The organism is Solwaraspora sp. WMMD406, from assembly GCF_029626025.1.
Lineage (GTDB): Bacteria > Actinomycetota > Actinomycetes > Mycobacteriales > Micromonosporaceae > Micromonospora_E.
Map to the genome: position 1 here is coordinate 14,161 of NZ_JARUBF010000001.1, position 23,447 is coordinate 37,607.

Sequence of the window (23,447 nt, forward strand, 5' to 3'; positions counted from 1 at the left end):
TAAGTTGATCTCACGCTACCTTGCTGTCTGGCCTGCGGGAACAGGCCGTCGCCTCATACTCGGCCGGGCTCATGTAGTCCAGGGTGGAATGGCGGCGGCGGGTGTTGTACCACCCTTCGATCCACTCGAAGATCGCCGCACGGGCGGCGGCCCGGGTCGGCCACGCCCTCCGGTCGAGCAGTTCGGTCTTGATCGTGGCGAAGAACGACTCCGCGACGGCGTTGTCCCAGCACTGACCCCGCCCACCAACCGACAACCGCACCCCGTTGCGGTCGGCCAGCCGGGCGTACCGCGCACTCGTGTACTGACAGCCCCTGTCGCTGTGGAAGATCACCGGCCCCCTCGGGCGTCGGACGGCGATCGCGGTGGACAACGCCCGGGCAGGCAGATCGGTCCGCAGCTGGTCGGCGGTCGCCCAGCCCACCACCCGACGTGACGCGATGTCGATCACGGTGGCCAGATACAGCCAGCCCTCCCACGTGTGGACGTAGGTGATGTCACCGCACCAGCGGGTGTCGACCCCGGCGGCGGCGACATCGAAGTCCCGGCGGATCAGGTCCGCCGACAACGCCGCACCCGGGTCGGGCACGGTCGTGGTCCACCACCGCTTCGGCATCCGACCGCACAACCCGGCGCCCCGCATCAGCCGCGCGACCCGCTTGCCGGAGTGCCGCCGCCCCTGCGCGGCGAGTTCGGCGCGGACACGGGGCGCGCCGTAGGTACCGGCCGAGTCGGCGGGGATCCGCGCGATGCGGGCGGTCAGGTCGACGTCGTCGCGGTCCCGACGCGACGGCCCGGCACGGTGCTGGTAGTAGGCGGACCGGGAGACCTCCAGCAGCTCACAGGAACGCTTCACGTTCCCGCCTTGCCGCGCCTTCTCCGCCTCGATGAACGGGTACACGTTCACCGGGTAACGCGAAGAAAGCCGTGGCCCGTTTGAGGATGTCGACGTCCTCACGCAGCCGGCGGTTCTCCCGCCGCAGCCGCGCCAACTCGTCGCGCTCGTCGCTGGTCAACCCGTCCGACCGGGTGCCGGCGTCGACGTCGGCCTGCCTGACCCACTCACGGACCGCGGTCTCGGTCAGGTCGAAGTCCCTCGCGACCTGCACGATCGTCCGGTCACCCCGCCGGCACACCTCGACGATCTCCGCCTTGAACTCCGGCGTGAACGCTCTGCGCGGCCGGCGTGGTTTCTTGCCCATGCCTTCCATGATGAACATCCTCCCGAGGGGGACACAGCCCCTCTGAGCTGGGATGTCCGTCAAACCGGGTCAGGCCCAGAGGTGCCGGGTGGTGCTTCTCCAATGCCTCACCGACGAGGGTCAGCCCATTGCTCGCATCGTCGAGAACTCCGATCGCATCCCACTTGTCGCTGTCCCCGCCCATAAGCTGCTCGTGGTTCCGGCTGACGCAACGGACCGCTTGGGCGAGTGACGCCACAAGCCGACCAGTGCCTTCGAGGCTGATCACTGCGGGTGAAGCGTCTGCAACCTCTCGTTTCCGCGCCTCGTCTGCTCGCGCGAGGTCCTCTACCATAGCGGCGACATCGATGGTGCCGAGGTAGGTGCGTACGACCGTCTCCCCACGCACGCCGAGGCCGCTGGCCATGTTCTGAACAAGGTCGGCCAGAATGTCCTCTGCGGCGGCGGGTGCCAGACCGAGGCCATGCGCCCGGCATTCATCTCGAAGTCGTTCGACCATCTGCCGGAACTCGGCACGCCTACGCACCTGCTCCACCCTTCCGAGTGCTCACCGGCGCACGCGACCCTGCAGTCGAGGAACCGATCGCCAGTGACAGTCTCTGGTTGTCGGGTGTCCCGCCGCCCCATGCATCAGGACGATCGCCGACACCCGACGCGGGACCCGTAGTTCGGGGTGCCGACCAGGATAATGCTCCAGGAGTGCCCGACGGGGACCCACCGGCAGGACTCGAGAGGACCGGCCCATGCCGAAAAAGCGCACGCCTCGCCAGCGCCTCGCCGCCCAACAGCGAGCACGTCTACAGAGACGTGAACTGGCCAGGCAGGAGAAGTTCCGGGAGCAACACACCCGAAAGGTCCTGGAGCGCCAGGGAGACCCCCGGTTCGTCCAGCGCACACGGCACCCGGACGGCGCCGCGACCCTCACCTGGGACAGCGAATCCGATCTGGGCCAGGAGATGCGCGAAGGGTTCCAGGCCCAGCGCGAGGCGTTCCGCGCGAAGTTCGGCCGAGACCCGGGACCCGAAGATCCGGTGTTCTTCGACCCGGACGCGGACGAGCCCACCCCGATGGGCAAGCGGCACTGGGACGAGGGCATGACCGCGATGATCGCCGCCGCCGAGGAAACCGGGGTCGATCCGGCGTTCATCCACGCCTGGCGGGAGGTCGGCTACATCGTCACCAGCGAAAACGAGCACCTGTTCAGCGCGACCGAGGTACAGGCCTACCTCGACGCCGTCGCCCGACACCGAGGCGACGAGGATGATGAGGAGATCGACTTCGCGAACAGCGTCGAGTTCGGCGCCGAGGGCCTCCGTGAACTCGTCAACGAGACGATCGGCATTGCGTCGGACGAGCCCGCCTGGCGGATCCCGGAGGCACTCGAAGCGGCCGACGACCCGGAGGCCGCCGGGCTGGCCGCCAGCACCATGATCGCGGTGCTGATGATGTGGCTGACCGGGGCGAAAGAGGAAGCGAACGGCGACATAGCTGGTCCGGCGATGGAGTGGATCCGGGAGCATCTGGGAGGCGAGGCGGCCGACTATGCCTTCCAACTCGCCGGCCTCCTGGGCAGTCCTCTCGCGCCGAACACCACAGTCGATGAAGCCTTCAAGCGGTTGGGCGACGTGTTCCTGCCCGCGTTGGTGTGGCTCGCGGCGGGCATGGTCGCGACACAGGCGGACGGCGACGTGGAGTGGCTCAGCCAGTTCGACCCCGAGCCCGAAGCGAATTGAATTGCGGCACCGACGGCATCGGCGGCCGTCCTGAGGTGATCAGGAGATGCCGAATGTGCTGCGGCGTGATCTGTTCTCGCAGGCGTTGTCAGTCGAGTATGTAGTGCTCCCCAACGTCGTAGATAAGCCACTCGCAAACGGCGTCGGGAATCTGCCATGGTCGGGTGAGCATCAGTCTTCGGACTATTGCAAGGTCGGTGCCTGAGGGTGGTGCCGGTATCGGCTTGCCTCTCCAGACGCGGTGGTCGGGATTATCGAGCGCGGCGAACACGGCGTCCACGTGCGATGCGTACCCTGGCTTTCCCCACCATCCAGTCGCCCACGCGATGCTGAAAACTGCCGGGCCGTAGAGGACCGAACGAGGGTCGTACTTGTCCATACATAAAAGTGCGTAACTGGCCGCGCCTGCTACTTCTTTTTCGTAGTCGGCGAGTTCGGACTCTGGCGTGACATCTTCTGGCACATCACATTCCGGATGGGCCCGCGCGTTGGACAGCGTCTGGGCCACTACATCATAGAGGGTGTTGCCGGTGACGAGAACCCGCTTCGGGTTGGTGAACCAGCGGTACAGGCGATAGACAACCACTTCTAGGGAGTCAGGGTCGGCCCCGGCTACATCCGTCATGCTACGGACGCCCTGCTGCCGGCACCAGGTCTTCAACCGCTCACGGACTCTTGACGTGCTGTGGGTGTTAACTCGATACATGTCCATGTCGGACAGGGCACCGATGTTAGCCCCCGCATGCCAGTCCTCTACCTTGGTGTTCCGCCACCATAGAGCCGTAATGCCGACAGCTGCCATGTCGACCATCTGGGCAAGGTTGTCGGGCTCGAACCCATGGTTGGCTAACATTTCCCGCAGAACATCAGGGGACGGGTACCTCTCTTCATCGGTGGACGTTTCGTCCAGTTCGGGACTGCTCATGGTTCGGGTACCCTCCGGCGGCGGAATGCTGGTGCGAGATTTCGGGCGTATCTAGAACGGATGAACCATCGCGTCGGGCCTTGGCTGAATGGCGAGTTTATCGTTTTGAACATCGTATACCAGGCGATAGCGGTCGGTGATCAGCTTGACGTCCTCGTTGGTTATATTGATCACCGGACTGCGATTTTTGAGCAGCATGATCAGCTCGCGCCCAGGCCAGCCGAGTTTGTCAATAAAACGGCTGAACCGCCGACCGCTCTGGGTCGCGTATTCGCGGGCCCGTTGTGACCACTCGCCACTTTCCACTCTACGTACTACCTCCATAGCCAGATCGTGACTGGATAGGTTCCTGATCCCGGTGGTGCTGTCTGCTGTGGAGGCTGGTAGGTTGACCAGCCATGCCCGCCGATCCGCCGCCGTCGTATGACGAGCTGCTGGCGTTGAACGCCGGGCTGGCAGCACGGCTGGAGCAGGCGCTGACGCGGATCGCTGAGCTTGAGGCCCGGTTGAAGCAGTCGTCTGCCAACTCGTCGAAACCGCCGTCGAGCGACGGGCTGGCCAAACCGGCGCCGAAGTCGCTGCGGGGCCGTTCGGGTCGCCGGCCGGGCCGTCCCACCGGCGGCGAGGGCACCACCCTGTCCCAGGTGGCGGATCCGGACGTGATCGTCCGGCATGTGCCGGACACCTGTGGCGGCTGCGGAGGCGGCCTGACCGACCCGGCCGAGGTGACGGTCACCCGCCGGCAGGTGTTCGACATCCCCCAGCCTCGGGTCGTGGTGACCGAGCACCAGATCGTCACCGTCGCCTGCCGGTGCGGGCACCACACCACCGCCGCGACACCCGTCGGGGCCACCGCGCCCGCCGTCTACGGACCACGGATCGCCGCGATCGGCGTCTACCTGCTCCACGGACAGTTCCTGTCCATCGGCCGCACCGCCGACGCGATCCGTGACCTGTTCGGCCTGCCCGTCGCGGCGGCCACCATCACCGCCTGGGTCACCCGCACCGCCCTCGGCGTCATCGACACGGTGCTCCCCGTCATCCGTGACCGCGTCCGACACGCCCCGGTCGCGCACTTCGACGAGACCGGCATGCGCGTCGACGGCCGCCTCGCCTGGCTGCACTCCGCCTCCACACCCACCGACGTGCTCCTCACCGTGCACCGCCGGCGCGGCACCGCCGGAATGGACGACGCCGGCGTGCTGCCCGCCTTCACCGGCACCGCCGTGCACGACGCGTGGGCCCCGTACGACACCTACACCGACGCGGTCCACGCCCTGTGCAACGCCCACGTGCTGCGGGAACTGGTCTACGTGGTCGACACCGCCACCGGACAGGTCGCCGACCTCGCCGGCCAGGCCGCCGCGGCCCTGCGGCAACTGAACCACCTGACGGTCACGGCCCGCGCCGACGGCGGTGAACCCGACCCGGCCGACCTCGCCGAACAGACCCACCTGCTGCGCTCGGCCGTCGTACTCGGCGCCGAGGCCACCGCCGACCGCACCGACAAGCTGCACCGCAAGTACCACGCCCTGTTCGTGCGGCTACGGGACCGACGCGCCGACTACCTGCGGTTCCTCACCGACCCGGCCGTCCCGTTCGACAACAACCCGGCCGAGCGGACCATCCGCATGCCGAAACTCCGGATCAAGGTCTCCGGCAGTATGCGCACCATGACCGGAGCCGAACACTTCGCCGCGATCCGCAGCTACACCGCCACCGCCACCCGACACGGCATCAACATGCTCGACGCACTCACCCGAGCCGCCGCCGGCAGCCCCTGGATTCCCACAACCACCTGACCCACCTCGCGCGCTTGCGGTATTCCAAGGTCCCACGCACCTATCCAGTCACGCCAGATCGAGGTCACCGAGCTGCTCCTGTTTTACGTCTAGGAAGCTGCCAAAAACCACAAGTTTGGTTACTGTCAGCAACTTGTGTGGGTCGGAGTTATATTCTCGTACTCGCACTACAGTTGACTCCAGGTGCCGTCCGGCCGTTGAGCGACTGATCGGCTTCCGAAAGGTAGCCTGCGCGAGCGCGTTCCCGCGCACCGTCGTGATCCACTGCGCCTCGCCGCTAGAGTGCTCGCTTCTGGCCAGGTAGCCCGCCGTGCAGAGTTTCGCGAGATGAGCGATCGCCTCATCCTCCGAAACGCCGAGAACCTGTGCCGCCCGCCAGGCGCCAGTGTCGTCCCGATAGGACCGCATCAGATCTCTCGCCGCTACCGCAGATAGGCCCTCGATCATTTCGTTCTTGTTGATGAGCACCGTGCCTCACGCTCCAGTACTAACGTCGAGCATCAAAGTCATCCTGCCATACCCCAAGGATCGACACCGGCCAGAAAGATGATCTTGCCCTGGCCCGCGACCTACGGCGATTGTCGGAAGGTTGCGGGAGGGTGGAGCGCAATTGTGGGCGATACGGATATATGCGATGGGTCATAGCTAGGCAGCAAGCCAGGAGGTCACGCGGAGCGGTTCCGGCATGACGAGATGTCACGCCCAGGAGGTCGATGACCAGAGGCGAGATGGAGGGACGCTCCCACGCCTGACTATCGGGTCGACCGGGACAGGTCGGATTGAATAACGATCCGGCCTGTCCCGGATAGTGCTGTTGAGCCCTATTTGTGCGAGTCGTCTCGGCTGGTAACGATGAGGCCGGTACCGGGCAGCGGGTCGCCGACCGGTGTGGTGGCCCAGGCTTCGTGTTGGCTGGTGCCGGCGGCGCTGAGGTTGAGTAGTTGCACGAGGTCGGCGATGCCGGGCGCGGTAGGCAGATCGCAGATAACGACCGCGCTGCCGGTCGAGTCGCCGCTGTCTTCGTCGTCGGGATCGTCCGGTTCCCACCGACCCAGGTGAATGTTCCACCCGTGCGGATGCCTCCCGCCGGGTACGGGGCTGTCAATTGACAGGTAGTAGCTGTCTCCCCATGACGGGTCGTCGAGGATCGACAGCGCCGATACGTCCAGCATCGCCTCCTGATTGTCGGTCAGTCGGTAGGCGCTCAGGAGTGCCCGCAGCCCTTCGGCACCTTCGGCTAGAGCCGTATCGGTAGCGCCTTCCTCGAGTCGATCAAGCGACTCCCGGGTCAACGTGTTGAGTTGGGACATGCCCCCCTCGTAAGCGACGAACGGGAGTGAGTGCTCCCACGATCGCTGCACCGGTATCGCAGGTTCGACGTTCTCGCTGTAATAGAGCACCTCGGCGCGCAGGTCGCGGGCCTCGGTCTGTAGTTCCTGGGTGATGGCGAGTTGGACCGGGGCTGGGGCCTCGTTGAGTGCTTGGTCGAGATCGGTGAACGCGGTGTGCAGTTCGAACATGACTAGCTCGTACCAGAGGCTGTGGGTGCCGACGAGCAGGCCCGCCCGTGCCGCCGGGTCGATCAACGTGTCCAAGTGGCCGGTCGGGTAGCCGCTCAAGCTGTTGCCACGCCGGTCGTAGACGCACAGCGGGAGTGTGGCGCAGGCGGAGATGCGGTTGAGCGCGTCAACAATCCTTCGGGCGAGCATGGGTTCGTCACAGCTGGTGACGGTGGTGCTGGCGGTGTCGTCGTCGGGGGTGCGGTAGGAGGCTAGGACCTGGGTCTTTCCGCGGTTCGGGTGGGTGGAGTAGATGGTCACGTTGGCGCGTCCTTTCGCATGACGGCCCGCAGGCGGTCAAGGCGTGGTGCACGGATTGGGAGGCGGTGGCGAGGGCGCGGTCCGACGCTCCATGCCTCGACAAGTGATCCGCGGTGGTTCAGGTACAGCCCGAACTCCATGCGTAACCATGAGTATAGTCGCATCATATCGCGGCGGACTTGCGCCGTCGGGGCGGGTGAACACGTACCCGGTGTCGGTCCACGCCTTGCCGTCGGCGGTGGTCCCGGTCCGCTGGTCGAGTTGGCGGCGGCGGTGCGCCCGCAGCACCCGGATGGTGGGCCTGTCCAGGGCGACCGCCCCCGCCCGGCCGCGGTCTTGGATTCGCCCCACAAAGCCGCACTTCACAGGCCACGACCGAGTTTCCGAACGGTCAGGCTCGGGCTGCCCGGAATCGCAGTTGACTAATACGTCGGGCCGCGCTCTTCGTCGGCCGATGATGATCCAGCGGATCGGGAACCGCCCCCACTCGCGTGTCCCGCTTCTGGCGCAAGCGCCGGAGCATCTCGCCTTTCTGATCTTGATAGGGGTGATGCTCAGAGGAGACGTACTCGGCCGCGGGAGTCAGCGGGTCGTCCGGTCCTCGTCGCTGCTGCCAGGCCGCAGAGGGGTATCTTCGGGGCTGTTCGCCGGGTTGGCTTTCCTGGTTGGTGCCTGTCGCCGCCGACGGTTCGGTGGTCCGGCTCCTTTGCCGCTGCCGTTGCGGCTCTGTCGGGCTCGCCGCTGGATGGGAACGCTGCTCGCCCATGCGACTGCCGTCCCTGGCCATCTGGAAGATCCGCCGAGCAGCGCTACTAACAGGAATGATCATCCCGTCTGCCGGAGAGTAGACAAAGGCAGCCATCCCTACCTGCTCGGCGTAGGACAACGCGGCCGGCGTGTAGCGGTTGTTCACAAAGAAGTAGAGCGTGCCCGGACGGTTGGCTCGCGCGCCCGCGAGCTCGCGGAGCGGCCGTGGACCGATTGGCTTTCCGTACCATTTGACCTGCGCGAAGGCGCCCATCGCGATGGCGTCGATGCCTCCGTCGGCACCTGGCTTCGTCGGACGTGCGTCACGGTGGCCGAGCCACTTCATCCAAGCCACGGCGTTCGCCTCGGCGGCGGCCCAATCCTCGACCTGTCGCGGCGGCGGTGCGCCCTCCGGTCGGCCCTCCATCCCCGCCCCTCTCCTGTGCTGGTCGTGGAACGGTAGCAGGGCGCCGATGATCGCGGCTTCCTCCTTGGTCCGCCGTCATTTCATGGCACCCGGCATAGCGCCCACGTTCGGTTGAGGCCATGACGTCGGCGCAGTTGGCGATCCTGCTTTACCCGGCCCTCATTGTCGGCAAGTCCTATCGCTTCAACCGCGCCGGCGGTGAGCGCCAGTGCAGCGAGAACTGGATGGTGGGTATGTGGCAAAGCGAGCCCCGCTGCATCCCCTGTGCCTGACCTGGTTCTGGCGGACATCCCGGACCGGGTTCCCTAACGGTCCAAGGTCCAGCCAGCTATTGAGGCTGCCCTCAAGGACAGGACGCTGATCCTCCTGAATCCTCACGGCCCGGGCTGAGCAGGAGGCGGTAGAGCAGCACCGTGCCTAGTCGCGCAGCAGTTCACCACGTACGAACCTGCGACAGCGTTGACCACGCTGGCTCCGCCGGTCGTTGCCGTTCAATCTGAGCGAGTTGTCGCCGGTGGGTGGTTCTGACCTGGGATTTCGGGGGTTCACTGGCCTGATTGGAAGATGACATAGGACGGGTGTGCCCCTACCCCGCACCTGACCCACTTCGAATACAAATACTTACCCGAAGTCGCTGAGATCACTTCAACAATAGGTACAAACACTTCTAGGCGATGACAGGAGTCGGTGATTTTACCAAGACAGGATCTACAGCAACATTCGAAGTGATTGTTGACGGGAGAGTCAAGAGCACCCGAACGATTGGCCTATCCTAAACAGAAAAATAAATGTATCACTCATCGATGCGCAACGCGTGATGATCAGCTACAGGATCGACGGCTTCTTCAATGCCGGCCTCATCGGCCCACACGTCACTACAAGGTGACGACCGATTCATCCCGAAGGTGTGCCGAATACGGCTTTGGCGCCAGCAGATCAGGACGCATCCGAGGCTGATGGAAGCGTCGTGGAGGTCGAAGTGGCGGTCCCAGCGGATGGCCAGGCGGCGGCATCACAAACATGATCAACCAAATTTCGACTCTGCCCGGGTCCCACCCCTCCTCCAGCAACGCCCGCCGCATAGCGTGACGTATGTCGCAGTCCACAGCGACAGCTATGGCTGTGCTTTCGAGCCCGAAATTGGAAAGATCATCAGTGAACTGGGGTAGGTGGCTAGCCGAAGGGACGGGGAAATCATGCGGCTGATCACGTCCGGCGAGCTGATCGACGACCGGACCACCACGTGAGCACGGAGCCGGTGATCGCCCGGGTCAACGGCCATCTGGGGCACTTGACCCTGAACCGGCCGGCGGCCATCAACGCTCTCACCGCCGAGATGATCACCAGCATCCGCCGCATTCTGGCCCGGTGGGCGGTATCTGACCGTGTCCGCACAATTCTGATCACCGGCGCCGGCGAGCGTGGACTCTGCGCCGGCGGCGACATCCGCGCCATTCACGCCGACGCCGTGACCGGCGGCACCGCCTCGCTGGACTTCTGGGCCGACCAGAACCGGCTCGATGCCACCATCGCCGCCTACCCCAAGCCGATCGTGGCCTGGATGGACGGCCTCGTGATGGGTGGCGGCGTCGGCATCTCCGGCCACGCTTCGCTGCGGGTGGTGACCGAGCGGTCCAGGGTCGCCATGCCCGAGGTCGGCATCGGCTTCCACCCCGACGTCGGCGGATCGTGGCTGCTGTCCCACGCACCCGGGCAGCTCGGCACCCACCTCGCGCTCACCGGCGTCCCGGTCGACGCCGCGGACGCCATAGCCGCCGGGCTCGCCGATCACTACATCCCCACTGACCGGCTGCCGGACCTGACACTCGAGCTGGCACGCGGGGACGCCGCCGAGGCGGTCAGGTCGCTTGCCGTCGCCCCGCCCCGGGCCGAGCTCACCGTCGCCCGGCACTGGATCGACTCCTGCTACTCCGGCGACGATGTGGGCGCGATCGTCGTCCGGCTCGCCACACATCCCGATGCCGCCGCGCGGGCAGCGGCGGAGGTGATCACTACCCGATCACCCACCTCGTTGGTCGTGACGCTCCGCTCGCTCCGTAGCGCGGCCGTTCTGCCGGATCTACCTGCGGCGCTGGTCCAGGAGTACCGGATCTCCGCCGCTTTACTACGATTGCCCGATCTCGTCGAGGGCATCCGTGCCCAGATCATCGACAAGGACCGCCGACCTCGGTGGCGGCCCTCGACGCTCGCGGATGTCCCACCGGCGCTCGTCGACACCTGCTTCGCCCCGCCACGCGACCGACCCGACCTGACGCTGGCCTGACGGTCGGTCCTCGGCACCTTGCCCACGAGCGCCGGTGGGTCAGGGCGCCGCGATACCGATTTGCTCGATGCGATGACAGGCCGCTTGGTGGTCGGGGCCGGCAACCCGCAGGGTCGGCGCGGTCAGGCACACCTCGGCGGCATGAACGCAGCGCGGGCTGAACGCGCACCCGTCGGTGTGCGACCCGATGCTGGGCACCTCGCCGAGCGGCGTGTCGCCCGCTCGCCGGCCGGCGAGCGGTTCGGTCGCGGTCGCCGAGGCCACGAGCATCTGGGTGTACGGGTGCCGGGGGCGGTTGAACACCTCTTCGGTCGGCCCGGACTCCACGATCCGGCCGAGATACATAACAGCCATCTGGTGACTGAGGTGCCGCGCGATGTCGATCTCGTGTGTGATGATCATGCAGGTGAGGTCGAACGACCGCTGTACGTCGAGGAGCAGGTTGATGATGCGGGCCTTGGTCGTCAGGTCCACGCTCGATGTCGGCTCGTCGAGCAGGAGTATCGACGGTTCGATGGCCAGCGCCCGCGCGACCACCACCCGTTGCAGCTCACCCACGCTCATCCCGACCGGCAGGCGTGGCAGGTAGTCGGCGGACAGACCGACTCGTTCCAGCAGGGCTCCCGCCCGCCGGTCCTGCTCCGCCTGGTCGGTGCCGATGTGGTGTACCCGCAGCGGCTGGGTGAGCGCGTGCCGGATCGTACGGCTGCGGTTGAGTGACGACAACGGGTTCTGCGGTACGAGCTGCACGGCCCGCCGGTGCCGGCGCAGCGCCCGCCGGTCGCTGATGTCGGTGTCGTCCACGAAGATGCGCCCGGCCGTGGCCTGGTAGATGCCGGCGATCGTACGGACCAGCGTCGACTTGCCGCAGCCGCTCTCCCCGACCAGCGCCAGTGTCTGGCCGGGTTCGATGGTCAGCGAGACGTCGTTGACCGCGTGCACGCTGGGCGTACGCATGGTCCGCCACGACCGCCGGCCGTGGAAGGTCTTGGACAGCTCTTCGACGCGCAGTCGCTGGCTCATCGATCCTCCAGAAGATCACCGGGCGGCCAGCCGCCGTCCGGGTAGCGGTGGCAGGCCACCCGGCCGGCGGCAGCCGGCAGCAGCTGCGGCGTGTCCTCGTGGCAGACGTCGGCGGCGATCGGGCAGCGCGGGGCGAACGAGCAGCCACGCCGGTCCTCCGGCAGGCTGGACACACTTCCGGCGAGCACCGGCATCGGCTCGCGGGGGGTGTGCCGGCTGGGGATCGCGTCGAGCAGCGCCCGGGTGTAGGGGTGCCTCGGCTGGTCGAAGATTGACCGTACGTCTCCTTCCTCGACGATGTCGCCGGCGTACATCACGTACACCCGGTCGCAGAGCTGCGCCACCGACCGCAGGTCATGGCTCACGAAGACGATGGCCAGGCCCAGCTCGTCGCGCAGGTCGCGCAGCAACCGCAGGATCTGGGCGGCCACGGTCGGATCGAGCGTGGTCGTCGGCTCGTCGGCGAACAGCAGCCGTGGCCGTGCGCCGACCGCCGCGACCGCGACGAGCAGTCGCTGCAGTTGGCCGCCGGAGAACTGGTGCGGATAGTTGTCCAGGCGTCCGGCGACGCCGTCGAGGCCGACCCGGTGCAACATGTCCGCGATCACCACGTCGATGTCGGTCGACTCACCCGCCCGGTGGCGGCGCAGCAGCCGGCGAATCTGCCGGCGGACCCGGGTCACCGGGCTGAACGAGGTCATCGGCCGCTGGGGCACCAGGCCGATCTCCCGCCCCCGCACGGCGCGCAGCACCGCATCGCCAGCCGTAGCTAGGTCCGTCCCGTTGAACAGTATCCGGCCCGAGTGCAGATCGGCGTTCGGCGGGAGCAGGCCGAGTACCGACATCAGCGCCGTGCTCTTGCCGCTGCCCGACTCGCCGACGATTCCGACCACCTCGCCGGGGTGTACGACGAAGGACACCCCCCGCACGGCCGTACGTGTGCGGCCCTGGCGGCGATATGTCGTCCGCAGGGAGTCGATCTCCAGCAACGGTTCCACGCGTGTCTCCATTCCTGGCTCAGTCGCGCAACTGTGGGGACAACCGGTCGGTCAACGCGTCACCGACGAGGTTGAGCCCGACGATCACGATCATCAGCACCAGCCCGGGCATCACCGAATACCACCATGCGCCGTAGAGCACGTAGTTGCGTGCGTCGTGCAGAAGGTTGCCGAGCGTGGGGTCCGGAGCCTGGACGCCCAGGCCGAGGAAGCTCAGCGCGGCCTCCGCGAAGATCGCCACCGCCATCCAGAGGAAGGCCTGCACGAACACGGGCGGCAGCACGTTGATGGAGATCTCCCCGAAGATGATCCGGAACCGGGAGACCCCGATGACCCGTAGCGAATCGGCGTACTCCTCCTCGCGTTCGACCATCGTCGCCGCGCGGGCCACCCGGGCGAACTTCGGCAATGTGGTGATCGCGATGACGGTGACGACCTGCACCTCGATCGGCGCGGGCAGGCCGAGAATCGTGCCGCCGCTGGCCCGGCTGAGGCCGAGGAAGACGACACCGAGGATGAACAGCGGCAGCGCCATGATGACGTCGAGGCACCGCATGATCAGCTCGTCGATCCAGGTACGGGCGAAGTAGCCGGCGACCATCCCGAGCGGCAGGGCGACGGCCAGGCCCAGCACGACACTGGCGAGCGCCACCACCAGCGACAGGCGTGCGCCGGCGGCCGTACGGGCGAAGATGTCCCGCCCCAGCTGGTCGGTCCCGAACAGATGCTCCAGGTTGGGTGGGACGAGGATGTCGTCGCCCTGAGCGAGCGGGTCGCCGCCGACGAACGTGCCGATGACGACCACCGCCAGGTAGGCGACGATCAGGAGCAGACCGATCCGCGACGGCCAGGTCGCGACGACCACCCGGCCCAAGGTGCGCAGGCCGGCGAGACGCGGCGGTCTCGCCGGGGTGGTGATCGTCTCGGCCGGCGGTGGAGCGGTCGCCGGAACGGGCGGCGTCGACGTCGATTGCATGACCGCGTTCCTTCCTAGAGGTCCCGGACCGAGACCCGCTGGCGGTAGAGTTCACGGACTCTGGGATTGATCACCGCGTACAGCAGGTCGACCACAAGGTTCAGCACCACGCAGAACAGCGCGATGAACAGGGTGCACCCGATCGCGACCGGGAAGTCCTGCTTCTCGAACGAGTCGATCATCAACTGGCCGATCCCGGGAATGGTGAACACCACCTCCACGATCACCGTGCCACCGATCAGGTAGGCCAGGGCCAACCCGATGACCGTCGCCGTCGGAATCATCGCGTTCGGCAGCGCCACCCGCCCGTTGACCGCCCTCGGCGACAACGACATCGCCCGGGCGAACATGACGTAGTCGCGGCCGAGCGCGTCCAACATGGATACCCGCAGGGTCCGCGCGATGATCGCCACGTACGGTAGGGCGAGGACGAGCACCGGCAGGATCATGTGCTGGATGTTGCCGAGCGGGTCCTCGGTCAACGGCACCCAGCCGCCGGTCGGCACGATCCCCGGTAGGTAGAGACCGAACAGGAACAACAGCAGTAACGCGAGCCAGAAGCCGGGGACGGAGAAGCTGACGAGCGTGCCGACCCGGATCGCCGTGTCGAGCTTCGACCCGTACCGTGCGCCGGCGAGCCGGCCGAGTGCGACGCCCAGCGGGGTCGCCACGATCAGTGCCACGATCGCCAGTTCGACGGTGGCCGGGGCCCGCTCCAGCACCTCGGTCAGCACGTCGCGGCCGGTGAAGACGGACTGGCCCAGGTCACCCGTGACGGCGTTGGACAGGTACGCCCAGTAGCGTTCCGGCAGCGACCCGTCCAGCCCCATCAGCGTACGGATGGCAGCCACGTCCTCCTCGGTGGCGTACGCGCCGGCGTAGATCCGGGCCGGGTCGCCGGGGGCGAAGTCCACCAGCACGAACACCAGGGTGGCCACCGCCAGGAGGACGACGAACGAACCGATCACCCGCCGGACCACGTATCCTGCCATCGATCGCTACTCCTCTTCCGAAGGGTTCCGCCGGCCGTACACCGCCTGTGCGCGGGCCATGGTGATGTAGCCGTCGCGGAGGTCGGCCGTGACGGCGGCCGGAGGGCGGTGTCGGGGATCGCCCCACCCGCCTCCGCCGGGTGAGCGCAGTGTCACGCCGTCGCCGGGTCTCAGCCGCACGTGCCGCACCTTCGCACCGGGGAGGTCCCGTCGTCGCCCCTCCACGTCCAGGTGCACGGTCAACGCCCGGGCGTCGGTGCCGCCGCGCACGCCGAACGGGGCGAACCGCGCCCGGTCCCCGATGATGCTGATCGACACCGACGGGTCGAGAGACGTGATCTGGTAGGTGTTGCCCAGTCCACCGCGGTGCAGACCGTCGCCGGCGGAGTCGGCCGTCAGCTCGATGCGGTCGAATCGGATCGGGAACCGTCGTTCCATCGTCTCCACCGGCGGGTACTTCGCGGTTCCGTGGGGCGGTGGCGCGTTGACGAGCCCGTCGTCGTCGGGAAGCGCGCCCATGCCCCCGGCGGCTGGCAGCGGGATCGCCGCGGGTCGTCCGTCGCGGCCGGTCGCGGACAGGGACATGACCGCTGATGTCCCGAACCAGTCGGCGGGCACGTGCTCGGGCACACACCTGCCGAGTGCGCCCAGCACGACGGTGATCACCCGGGAGGCGCAGTCGAGGTAGCCGCCGACGGGCGCGGGCCGGACCGCGTTGAGGAAGGAGCTGTCGTCGATGACGAGCCTGACCGGCTCGAGCGCGCCCCCGTTGACCGGCAGGTCCGGGAACATGTGCTTGATCGCGATGAACGCGGCGGCCGCCGTCGTGTCCCGGCTGAGATTCATCGGACCGCGGGCAGGGCCGGCCGAACCGGTGAAGTCGAAGGTCATCGTGTCGCCGGCGATCCGTAGGGCGAGGCGCAGCAGCATCGGCCCGCCGCCGGCACCGTCGTCGTCGAGGTGGTCCTCGAACGGGTACTCCCCGTCCGGCAGCTCGGCGACGATCTGCCGCATCCGCTGGGCCGCCCGCGTCCGCAGCTGCGCGATCGCGGCCCGCACGGTGCCGGCACCGTATCGGGCCAGCAGTTCGTCCATGCGGCGTCGGCCGACCCGGAGTCCGTTGAGCATCGCTTCGAGGTCGGCTCGCTGCAGCTGTGGTGCCCGGATGTTGCCGAAGATCAGATCCGCGACGTCAGGGCATTCCCGGCCGGCCCGGTGCAGCAGCACAGGCGGGATACGCAGCCCTTCCTCGTAGCACTCGGTCGCGTCCGGCACGACCGAGCCAGGAAGGCTGCCGCCGATGTCCAGCCAGTGTCCACTCGTCGCCAGCCAGCAGAACAGTTCGCCGTCGACGAGGTAGGGAGCGAGGAGTTTGACGTCCGGCGCGTGGGTTCCTCCGGCGTACGGGTCGTTGAAGATGTAGACATCGCCGCCGCGCAAGTCGTCGAGCCGACCGCGCTCACGCAACAGCCCGATGGTACGGCCGACGGCGTATCCCATACCTGCGACGAAGATCGGCATGCTGTCCGGCCCCTGGGCGATCGTCGCGCCGTCCATCGCGTCGTAGAGGCCGGACGCGCGGTCGTCCATCTCGGAGATGACCGGGGAGAAGGCCGACCGCACCAGGGTGGTGTCCATCTCGGTGGCGACCTGTTGTAACGCCGCCCGCAGGACCGCCAGTGTCGTGGGATCGACGTCGGCGCTCGGACGTCGATCGTCGCCGGCCGTCATGACTGTTCCCGGATGAGCAGGTTCCGCTCCGCGTCGACATCGGCCACGTACCCGGCTTCGAGGTAGACCGTGGCGTCCTCGCTGGACAGCAGCAGCGGCCCGAGCAGGTGCTCGCCCGGCTGCACCTCGTCCCGGTGCCGGGCCGCGGCATCGGAGGCGATGATCGGGGCGCCGGTACGGGGCGTCGCCGGCCGAACTCCCGCCGCTGCGGCTCCGTGCCGGGCCACCAGCGTCGATCTCAGTGTGACGATCTCGACCAGGCCGTCTGCCAACGTCCGGCCGTACCGCAGCCGGTAGGCGTCCCGGAACCGCCGCTCCGCCCCGGCGCGGCTGATCGGTCGTTCGAGCGGGACCCGCAAGTGATGGCTCTGCCCTCGGTAGCGCATGTCGCCCTCCACGACGATGTCGACGTCACGAGCCGCGATGCCTGTCTCGGTCAGCCGCTCTCGCAGCGTCTGCTCCTGGTCGTCGAGCATCCGGTGCAGCGTGGCCACGGTGTCCGCGTCGTCCAGCTGAGCTGCCGTGGTCGGCCACGATCGGCTGTTCTCGTACCGCAGGTCGGCCAGGGCACAACCGAGCGCGCTGACCAGTCCGGGTCGGGGCGGTACGAGAGCCGCCCGCATGCCGGTCTCCCGTAGCAACGGGCACACGTGCAATCCGCCACCTCCACCGAACACGACGAGCGTGAACTCGCGTGGGTCGTGGCCGCGGGCGGTCAGTACCGACCGGATCGCGTTACCCATCGTGGTGGTGGCCACGGCCAGGATGCCCGACGCAGCCTCCTGCGCCGAGATACCCAGCGCGTCGGCGACCGGCTTGACAGCTGCCGCAGCGAATTCGGGGTCGAGCCGGTGTTGCCGGCCGGTGCCGAACCGGGCGTCCGGGTCGATACGGCCCAGCAGCAGGGCGGCGTCTGTGACCGTGGGCGCGGTACCACCGAGGCCGTAGCAGGCGGGACCCGGATCGGCACCGGCCGATTCCGGCCCCACGGTCAGCACGCCGAGCTCGTCGACGCGCGCGATGCTGCCACCGCCGGCGCCGACCGCCACGACGTCCACGCTTGACGTGACCAGCGGGAGCCGGAAGCCGAGGGCCGCGTCATTGACGTATCGTGGCCGGCCGTCGACGACGACCGACACGTCGGAGCTGGTGCCGCCGATGTCGCAGGTGACCAGGTTGGTCAGCCCGGCACGCCCGGCGAGCCCGACCGCCGCGAGCACGCCGGCCACCGGGCCTGAGCGGGCTACACCGATCGCCAGATCACGGGTCTGCTCGATCGAGGCGACCCCACCGTTGGACTGCATCACGAGCACGTCGCCGGTGTGCCCGATGTCGGCCAGCCGGCCCGCGAGTCGCCCCAGATAGGCTCCGACCACCGGTTGCAGGTAGCCGTTGGTAGCCGCGGTGGCGAACCGGACGAACTCCCCGGCCTCGGCGTAGACATCAGCCGAGCCGGTCACGTAACGCGGTTCGGGCCAGAATTCGCGCAGCGCCGCCATCGCCTGTTGTTCATGGCGGCGATTGACGTCGGAGTGCAGAAAGCAGACCACGACCGCCTGGACGCCGGCCGACAGCAGCTGCCGGCCGGCGTCGCGTACCTCGTCCAGGTCCAGCGCTTCGACCACGACTCCGTCGTGAGCCAGCCGCTCACGGACCTCGATCCGGTCGCGCCGGGCCACGACCGGCCGGTGCGCACCGGCGAAGCCGTAGATCTCCGGCCGGTCCCGGCGCCCCATCTCGACCACGTCGCGGAAGCCGCGGGTGGTGATGATGCCGCATCGGGCACCAGTGCGGGCGATGATCGCATTGGTCGCGACCGTCGTGCTGTGAACCAGAAGGGTCCGGGCGTCCCGCTCCGTGCGGATCTGTTCCACAGCGGCGGCGATGGCGCGCGACGGATCGTCCGGCGTGGACGGGACCTTCGCCACGCAGACGTGGCGGCCGGCCTCGACGAGCACGGCGTCGGTGAACGTGCCCCCGACGTCGACCCCGATGACGCGCGTCATCCCCGTCGTCCTATGCCGCGATGGTGGCCGTCGACAGGTCGAAGGCGTTGAGCCGGTAGGCGGCCGGATCGAGACCGGTGACCTCCCTGCGGTGACCGATCAGGAACAGCGGGTACACCGGCGGGATGTAGGCCGCCTTGGTCGCGAGCATGTCGCTCCACTGCGCGTAGAGCCTGACCCGCTCCGTGGCGTCGGCGGCGACTTCGGCCCGCTTGGCGATCGCGGTCGACTCTTCGTCGATGAACGAGGTGGAGTTCGAGGCGCTGTCGGCCATGAGGGATCCGACGCTCCCGTCGATGCTGCGTCCCTGCCCGGTACCGGCCATCTCGTAGGCGATCTTGAACCCCCACGGGCCGCCCTTCGTGGTCGACGAGAGCCAGTCGCCCTGCTGCAGGAACTGCAGCTCGGCGTTAAGGCCGATGGCGGCCCAGTCGGCCGCGAGCACGGCACCGACGTCGCGCAGGACGGTGTCGTCCTGCGCCACCCAGGTGAAGGAGATCTCCTCATCGGCGTACCCGGCTTCGGCCAGCAACGACCGGGCCCGGTCGAGGTCGGGATCCTCCTCGTAGATCCTCGTGGTGTATTCCCAGCCCTCATGCCCCGGTCCGACCGGGCCCTGGCCGATCTCGGCCCGACCGCCGAACACCACGTCGCGCATCCGCCCGCGGTTGATCGCGAAGGCGAGTGCCTGCCGTACCCGCTCGTCCCGCAGAACAGGATGGGCGCAGTTGGGCCGCATGGTGATCAGAACCGGTGCCGCGGCCTCGGCCAGGACCAGGTTGGAATCGGAGGCGATACGGCTGGCGTCGACGGTCGATACGGCCGGGTAAATGCTGGAGCTGCCCTGCGTCAGGTTGACCATGCGGGCACCCGGCTCCGGCACGATCCGGAAGATGATCTCCGAGATCGCCGGCGCCCCGTCACGGTATTCGGCGTTGGCCGCCAGCCTGATCTGCACCCCTGGCTGGTGGGAGTCGAGCCGGTAGGGGCCCGTGCCCATCATCTCGTCGTCACGGTCGAGAAAGTCGCGGTGGATGATCGGGATGAGGGCGAGTTTCAGCGGTAGCAGGCCCCACGGGTTCTGGAGCGTGAACCGGACGGTGGTGGCGTCGACGGCCTCGACGTTGGCCAACGGCCGCAAATGGAAAATCCAGACCCGGCCCTGCTGATTGCCCGCGTTGATGGTGGCGGCCACGTCTTCGGCGGTCAGCTCGTCGCCGTTGTGGAACCGGATGCCCGAGCGGATCTTCACCTCGACGGTCAGATCGTCGATGATCGTCGGCTGTCCCTCCGCGAGGCGCGGGATCAGCTCGGTCGAGTTGGGGTCGATGTCGTAGAGCCGTTCCTGAACGTGCCGGTTGACCCATGAGATGTACTGGTTGTTGATGGTCAGGCCGTTGAGCGTGGATGGCTCAAGCGCCATGTCCACCGTCGCCATACCCGGCGTCGCGGAATCACCGGTTCCGCCGGAACAACCGGCGAGCGCCAGTGCGCCCAGCGTCAACCCGCCGGCGCTTCCCTTGACCAGGCCACGGCGGGTGACCCGGTAATGGCCTGCTTCCCGTATGAGGCTAAACCCATCCATATTGTCTGCCCTCACATCCTGACTGAAACGCCGCGACCGCGGCTTTCGTCTGGCGTTCCACTGGCTAGAACAGGAGCGCCATGATGTTCTGGATTCTTGAGGGCATGCCGTCGGGTGTCAAGGTCCAGCCCTTCACGGGCCCAGGCAGGCCAGAACGACCCCAAGGGCACGATCCAGACGTTTCGCCCGGAGTCGCGAGCGGGCCGAAACAGACCTGAAACCCGATCGCCGACGACCCGGGCATCGCGGTGTGGCGAGGACCACGTCACGGGATGTCCACCTGGCGTCCCCGCGCCCGACGGGTGGAGGCAAAGCCGCGCCCACCTCGGCGGACACACCGTGACCACGGCCGCACTCCGAGCGCAACGATAGTCCGCGTTCGGCACGAGATCTTGGCCCCGGCCGCTCACCTTCGGTACCTTGCAGAACATCACCTCGGTATCGTTCTACCCAGCGGAACAATGGAGTCAGCGTGAACAACAGCTCCGTGTCCGGCGTGGTCACGCCGGACACTGCCGTCAGTGCGTCATCGACCTCGCCCGGCCCGCCGGCCGACGCGTTACTCGCCGCGCTCGGCCGGGGCGTCCGCGTGTTCGACCTCGGCCATCCGCTGTTTCCCGGCATGCCTCAGTCGCCCAACCATCCGGCGTTTCAACACCACGTACCGCGACGACACGGTGACGCTGTACGCGCTGACGGCGGTTCGGCCGCCAACGATCTCATCCTCACCGGCACCCACGTCGGCACCCACATCGACGCCTTGTCCCACGTCTCGCAGGACGGGCGTCTGTTCGACGACATCCCAGTGGCCGACGCCATGCGTGGCGGTCGCTTCGCCGTACACGGGGCCGAGCAGATCGATCCGATGTTCCGCCGTGGGATCCTGCTCGACGTTCCCCGCACCCTCGGCCTGTCCCGGTGCGAGCCGGGCTACGAGATCACTCCTGCCGACCTTGACGCAGTGGTCCGGCTTCAGGGGACACCACCGGAACCCGGCGACGTCGTCCTGATCCGTACCGGGTGGTCACAGCTGTTCGGCGAGCCGGCCGCGTTCGTCGGGGCAGCGGACGGGGTTCCCGGAATCAGCGCAGCCGGTGCCCGCTGGCTCGTCGAGCACGGTGTCCACGCGGCCGGCGCGGACACCATCGCGTTCGAGTGCCTCGCGCCCGGGGCCGGGCACAGCCTCCTACCCGCCCACCGGATCCTGCTCGTCGAACACGGCATATACCTGATCGAGGCGATGGCGCTGGAGGGACTCGCCGGCAGCGAGACCTACCAGTTCACGTTCGTGCTGGCGCCACTGGCCATCACCGGAGCGACCGGCTCTCCGGTACGCCCCCTGGCGGTGCGCTGCGGTGACTGAACCGATCGCGCACACCGTAGCCGCGTTCGCCCACAACCTGGGCCTCGCCGATCTGCCGGCCGATGTCGTCGAGAACCTGCGCGCCCGAATTCTCGACACGCTCGGGGTCAGCGTCGCCGCGCTCGACCTTGACACCAGCCGCGCCGCGCTGACATACATCTCTGCCAATGGCTCGCCCCAGGCACACGCGATCGGGCTGCCCGGTCCGGTGTCGGCCGTCGACGCCGCGTTCGCCAACGGCGTGCTGGCGCACTCGCTCGACTACGACGACACCCACCTTCCATCGGTACTGCACCCCAGTGCCACCCTCGTACCGACCGTCCTGGCCGCCGCGGAGCGCTTCGGGGCCGACGACGCGAAGGCCATGGCCGCGTTCGCTGCCGGCATCGAGACCTGCATCCGGCTGGGCATGGCCGGATACGATCCGGCCAGCGGCGACTCGGTGTATTTCCGACACGGACAGCACGCCACGTCCATCTGCGGGACTGTCGGCGGAGCAGTCGCCGCGGCGGTGCTGGCCGACCTCGATCCGGGGGGGATCGCCGCAGCGGTCGGTCTGGCCGCCTCGATGGCCTCGGGCGTCATCGAGGCCAACCGCGCCGGCGGTACGGTGAAGCGCATCCACTGCGGTTGGGCCGCCCAGTCGGCCGTGCGGGCCGCCGAGCTGAGCCTGGCCGGTTTCACCGGCCCGCCGACAGTCATCGAGGGTCGATTCGGTTTGCTCCAGGCGTTCCTCCGCGACGACTCGCGCCCGGAGGCGGTGATTGACGGGCTGGGCCGCGAATGGCTCACCCGTGATCTGTTCGTCAAGCCCTACCCGGCCAACCACTTCCTCCACGCGGTGATCGACGCTGCCGACGCGTTGCGCCGGGCCGGGTTGCGTCCCGCCGACGCCGCCGAGATCACCGTGCTGGCTCCGGGGCCGGTCATCCGGACGATCGGCGAACCGATCGAGGTCAAACGGACGCCGAAGACCGGATACCAGGCCCAGTTCAGCGGGCCCTACGCGGTCACGGTCGGCCTGCTAGGCGGGGGTGGACTGGGGGCCGCCCGCGCCGACTTCACCGACGCCCGGGCCCAGGACCCGCTCCGGCGGGACATCATGGCCAAGGTGACGGTCGTCGAGGACCCGGAGTGCACCCGCGTCTTCCCGCACCAGTTCCCGGCGGCGGTACGGGTCCGTACGGTGGACGGCCGAGAGCTCGTCGAGCGGGTGATGTACACCCGGGGTGGTCCCCAACGCCGGCTGAGCCCTGACGAGCTGCACCGCAAGTTTCGCGACAACGTGGTCGGCCGGCTCGACCCAGAGGCCCGGGACCGGGTCATCGCCGTTGTCGCCCGACTGGGCGAAGACGATTCGACGATCCCGGGCCTCATGCGTGACGTCGGCCGCGCCGACGTCACCCCCCGTTGACCACGATCGTCACCACGATGTTGCCGCGGGTCGCCCGGGAATAGGGGCACAGCGCGTGCGCCTGCCGGACCAGCCGCTGCGCCACGTCCGGCGGCGCTCCCGGCAGGCGCACGTCCAGCGTCACAGCCAGGCCGTAGCCGCCGTCAGGATGCTTGCCGATGGTCACGTCCGCCGTGACCGACGATTCGGCGACGCCGATCCGCGCGGCCCTGGCCACGACCGTCAGGGCGGAGTGGAAGCAGGCCGAGTATCCGGCCGCGAACAGCTGCTCGGGGTTGGTGCCGTCGCCGTCGACCCCCGAGCCGCCGAGCCCCGGAGGGCGGACGAGCGCGATATCGAGCACGCCGTCGGCCGAGCGCACCCGCCCGCCCCGGCCCCCGGTCGCGGTCACCCGTGCGGTGTAAACGGGATCGATCATG

General features: G+C 68.0%; 20 protein-coding genes and 1 pseudogene. 6 read left to right on the forward strand and 15 right to left on the reverse strand.

The window, feature by feature from the left end:
- Positions 1-10: 10 nt before the first annotated feature.
- The gene (locus O7632_RS00070; RefSeq protein WP_278110304.1) at positions 11-856 is read right to left on the reverse strand and encodes an IS3 family transposase; all 846 of its coding nucleotides are present in this window, start codon (positions 854-856) and stop codon (positions 11-13) included.
- A gap of 64 nt (positions 857-920) precedes the next feature.
- A pseudogene (locus tag O7632_RS00075) lies at positions 921-1,220 on the reverse strand (transposase); the annotation flags it as partial.
- A 725-nt stretch (positions 1,221-1,945) separates the two neighbouring features.
- Between O7632_RS00075 and O7632_RS00080 the strand changes: the two are divergent.
- A complete protein-coding gene (locus O7632_RS00080) occupies positions 1,946-2,935 on the forward strand; it encodes a hypothetical protein (RefSeq protein ID WP_278110305.1) in 990 nt (329 codons plus the stop codon).
- An 88-nt stretch (positions 2,936-3,023) separates the two neighbouring features.
- Here O7632_RS00080 and O7632_RS00085 read toward each other — a convergent pair whose 3' ends face one another.
- Both O7632_RS00085 and O7632_RS00090 read right to left on the reverse strand, forming a co-directional pair.
- Positions 3,024-3,860 (reverse strand): hypothetical protein, encoded by an 837-nt coding sequence (locus O7632_RS00085; RefSeq protein ID WP_278110306.1) that lies wholly within the window; start codon positions 3,858-3,860, stop codon positions 3,024-3,026.
- A gap of 51 nt (positions 3,861-3,911) precedes the next feature.
- The gene (locus O7632_RS00090; protein WP_278110307.1) at positions 3,912-4,184 is read right to left on the reverse strand and encodes a hypothetical protein; all 273 of its coding nucleotides are present in this window, start codon (positions 4,182-4,184) and stop codon (positions 3,912-3,914) included.
- Between the two features lie 74 nt (positions 4,185-4,258).
- Here O7632_RS00090 and O7632_RS00095 point away from each other — a divergent pair, with 74 nt between their 5' ends.
- A complete protein-coding gene (locus O7632_RS00095) occupies positions 4,259-5,662 on the forward strand; it encodes an IS66 family transposase (RefSeq protein WP_278110308.1) in 1,404 nt (467 codons plus the stop codon).
- Between the two features lie 48 nt (positions 5,663-5,710).
- On the opposite strand, the gene O7632_RS00100 is transcribed toward O7632_RS00095, so the two are convergent.
- The 3 genes from O7632_RS00100 to O7632_RS00110 all read right to left on the reverse strand — a co-directional run bounded on the left by O7632_RS00100 (position 5,711) and on the right by O7632_RS00110 (position 8,656).
- Complete coding sequence (locus O7632_RS00100) at positions 5,711-6,130, reverse strand: hypothetical protein (protein WP_278110309.1); 420 nt, start codon at positions 6,128-6,130, stop codon at positions 5,711-5,713.
- Between the two features lie 353 nt (positions 6,131-6,483).
- Positions 6,484-7,482, reverse strand: coding sequence for a hypothetical protein (locus tag O7632_RS00105; RefSeq protein ID WP_278110310.1), 999 nt, complete (start codon positions 7,480-7,482; stop codon positions 6,484-6,486).
- Positions 7,483-7,873: 391 nt separating this feature from the next.
- Positions 7,874-8,656, reverse strand: a complete 783-nt coding sequence (locus O7632_RS00110) for a restriction endonuclease (RefSeq protein ID WP_278110311.1) — start codon at positions 8,654-8,656, stop codon at positions 7,874-7,876.
- Between the two features lie 119 nt (positions 8,657-8,775).
- Here O7632_RS00110 and O7632_RS00115 point away from each other — a divergent pair, with 119 nt between their 5' ends.
- Positions 8,776-8,928: a hypothetical protein gene (locus tag O7632_RS00115; RefSeq protein ID WP_278110312.1), complete on the forward strand. Its 153-nt coding sequence runs from the start codon at positions 8,776-8,778 to the stop codon at positions 8,926-8,928.
- A gap of 971 nt (positions 8,929-9,899) precedes the next feature.
- Positions 9,900-10,940 carry an enoyl-CoA hydratase/isomerase family protein gene (locus O7632_RS00120; RefSeq protein ID WP_278110313.1) on the forward strand — a complete coding sequence of 347 codons (1,041 nt, stop codon included), beginning with the start codon at positions 9,900-9,902 and terminating at the stop codon, positions 10,938-10,940.
- A 39-nt stretch (positions 10,941-10,979) separates the two neighbouring features.
- Here O7632_RS00120 and O7632_RS00125 read toward each other — a convergent pair whose 3' ends face one another.
- From O7632_RS00125 to O7632_RS00155, 7 genes are read right to left on the reverse strand one after another with little or no spacing between them, the layout of a single operon-like run.
- The gene (locus O7632_RS00125; RefSeq protein WP_278110314.1) at positions 10,980-11,963 is read right to left on the reverse strand and encodes an ABC transporter ATP-binding protein; all 984 of its coding nucleotides are present in this window, start codon (positions 11,961-11,963) and stop codon (positions 10,980-10,982) included.
- Positions 11,960-12,961 carry an ABC transporter ATP-binding protein gene (locus tag O7632_RS00130; protein ID WP_278110315.1) on the reverse strand — a complete coding sequence of 334 codons (1,002 nt, stop codon included), beginning with the start codon at positions 12,959-12,961 and terminating at the stop codon, positions 11,960-11,962. The genes O7632_RS00125 and O7632_RS00130 overlap by 4 nt, the downstream gene beginning before the upstream one ends.
- A 19-nt stretch (positions 12,962-12,980) precedes the next feature.
- The gene (locus O7632_RS00135; RefSeq protein WP_278110316.1) at positions 12,981-13,937 is read right to left on the reverse strand and encodes an ABC transporter permease; all 957 of its coding nucleotides are present in this window, start codon (positions 13,935-13,937) and stop codon (positions 12,981-12,983) included.
- A 14-nt stretch (positions 13,938-13,951) separates the two neighbouring features.
- On the reverse strand, positions 13,952-14,929 hold the full coding sequence (locus tag O7632_RS00140) for an ABC transporter permease (RefSeq protein ID WP_278110317.1): 978 nt from the start codon (positions 14,927-14,929) through the stop codon (positions 13,952-13,954).
- Between the two features lie 6 nt (positions 14,930-14,935).
- The gene (locus O7632_RS00145; RefSeq protein ID WP_278110318.1) at positions 14,936-16,660 is read right to left on the reverse strand and encodes a hydantoinase B/oxoprolinase family protein; all 1,725 of its coding nucleotides are present in this window, start codon (positions 16,658-16,660) and stop codon (positions 14,936-14,938) included.
- Positions 16,657-18,666, reverse strand: a complete 2,010-nt coding sequence (locus O7632_RS00150) for a hydantoinase/oxoprolinase family protein (protein WP_278110319.1) — start codon at positions 18,664-18,666, stop codon at positions 16,657-16,659. Before O7632_RS00150 ends, O7632_RS00145 begins: the two co-directional genes overlap by 4 nt.
- A gap of 10 nt (positions 18,667-18,676) precedes the next feature.
- Positions 18,677-20,089 carry an ABC transporter substrate-binding protein gene (locus O7632_RS00155; protein WP_278110320.1) on the reverse strand — a complete coding sequence of 471 codons (1,413 nt, stop codon included), beginning with the start codon at positions 20,087-20,089 and terminating at the stop codon, positions 18,677-18,679.
- 634 nt (positions 20,090-20,723) lie between these two features.
- Here O7632_RS00155 and O7632_RS00160 point away from each other — a divergent pair.
- Together O7632_RS00160 and O7632_RS00165 are read left to right on the forward strand one after the other, a co-directional pair.
- Positions 20,724-21,614 carry a cyclase family protein gene (locus O7632_RS00160; RefSeq protein WP_278110321.1) on the forward strand — a complete coding sequence of 297 codons (891 nt, stop codon included), beginning with the start codon at positions 20,724-20,726 and terminating at the stop codon, positions 21,612-21,614.
- Positions 21,607-23,028: an MmgE/PrpD family protein gene (locus O7632_RS00165; RefSeq protein ID WP_278110322.1), complete on the forward strand. Its 1,422-nt coding sequence runs from the start codon at positions 21,607-21,609 to the stop codon at positions 23,026-23,028. The genes O7632_RS00160 and O7632_RS00165 overlap by 8 nt, the downstream gene beginning before the upstream one ends.
- Here the strand turns inward: O7632_RS00165 and O7632_RS00170 are convergent.
- A complete protein-coding gene (locus O7632_RS00170) occupies positions 23,015-23,446 on the reverse strand; it encodes an organic hydroperoxide resistance protein (RefSeq protein ID WP_278110323.1) in 432 nt (143 codons plus the stop codon). The genes O7632_RS00165 and O7632_RS00170 overlap by 14 nt on opposite strands.
- Position 23,447 lies beyond the last annotated feature (1 nt).

Excerpts from the sequence above, each read along its gene's own strand:
- O7632_RS00080 (WP_278110305.1), top strand. The coding sequence starts at position 1,946 with ATGCCGAAAAAGCGCACGCCTCGCCAGCGCCTCGCCGCCCAACAGCGA.
- O7632_RS00085 (WP_278110306.1), bottom strand. The coding sequence starts at position 3,860 with ATGAGCAGTCCCGAACTGGACGAAACGTCCACCGATGAAGAGAGGTAC.
- O7632_RS00090 (WP_278110307.1), bottom strand. The coding sequence starts at position 4,184 with ATGGAGGTAGTACGTAGAGTGGAAAGTGGCGAGTGGTCACAACGGGCC.
- O7632_RS00095 (WP_278110308.1), top strand. The coding sequence starts at position 4,259 with ATGCCCGCCGATCCGCCGCCGTCGTATGACGAGCTGCTGGCGTTGAAC.
- O7632_RS00110 (WP_278110311.1), bottom strand. The coding sequence starts at position 8,656 with ATGGAGGGCCGACCGGAGGGCGCACCGCCGCCGCGACAGGTCGAGGAT.
- O7632_RS00115 (WP_278110312.1), top strand. The coding sequence starts at position 8,776 with ATGACGTCGGCGCAGTTGGCGATCCTGCTTTACCCGGCCCTCATTGTC.
- O7632_RS00125 (WP_278110314.1), bottom strand. The coding sequence starts at position 11,963 with ATGAGCCAGCGACTGCGCGTCGAAGAGCTGTCCAAGACCTTCCACGGC.
- O7632_RS00135 (WP_278110316.1), bottom strand. The coding sequence starts at position 13,937 with ATGCAATCGACGTCGACGCCGCCCGTTCCGGCGACCGCTCCACCGCCG.
- O7632_RS00140 (WP_278110317.1), bottom strand. The coding sequence starts at position 14,929 with ATGGCAGGATACGTGGTCCGGCGGGTGATCGGTTCGTTCGTCGTCCTC.
- O7632_RS00145 (WP_278110318.1), bottom strand. The coding sequence starts at position 16,660 with ATGACGGCCGGCGACGATCGACGTCCGAGCGCCGACGTCGATCCCACG.
- O7632_RS00150 (WP_278110319.1), bottom strand. The coding sequence starts at position 18,666 with ATGACGCGCGTCATCGGGGTCGACGTCGGGGGCACGTTCACCGACGCC.
- O7632_RS00155 (WP_278110320.1), bottom strand. The coding sequence starts at position 20,089 with ATGGCGCTTGAGCCATCCACGCTCAACGGCCTGACCATCAACAACCAG.
- O7632_RS00170 (WP_278110323.1), bottom strand. The coding sequence starts at position 23,446 with ATGATCGATCCCGTTTACACCGCACGGGTGACCGCGACCGGGGGCCGG.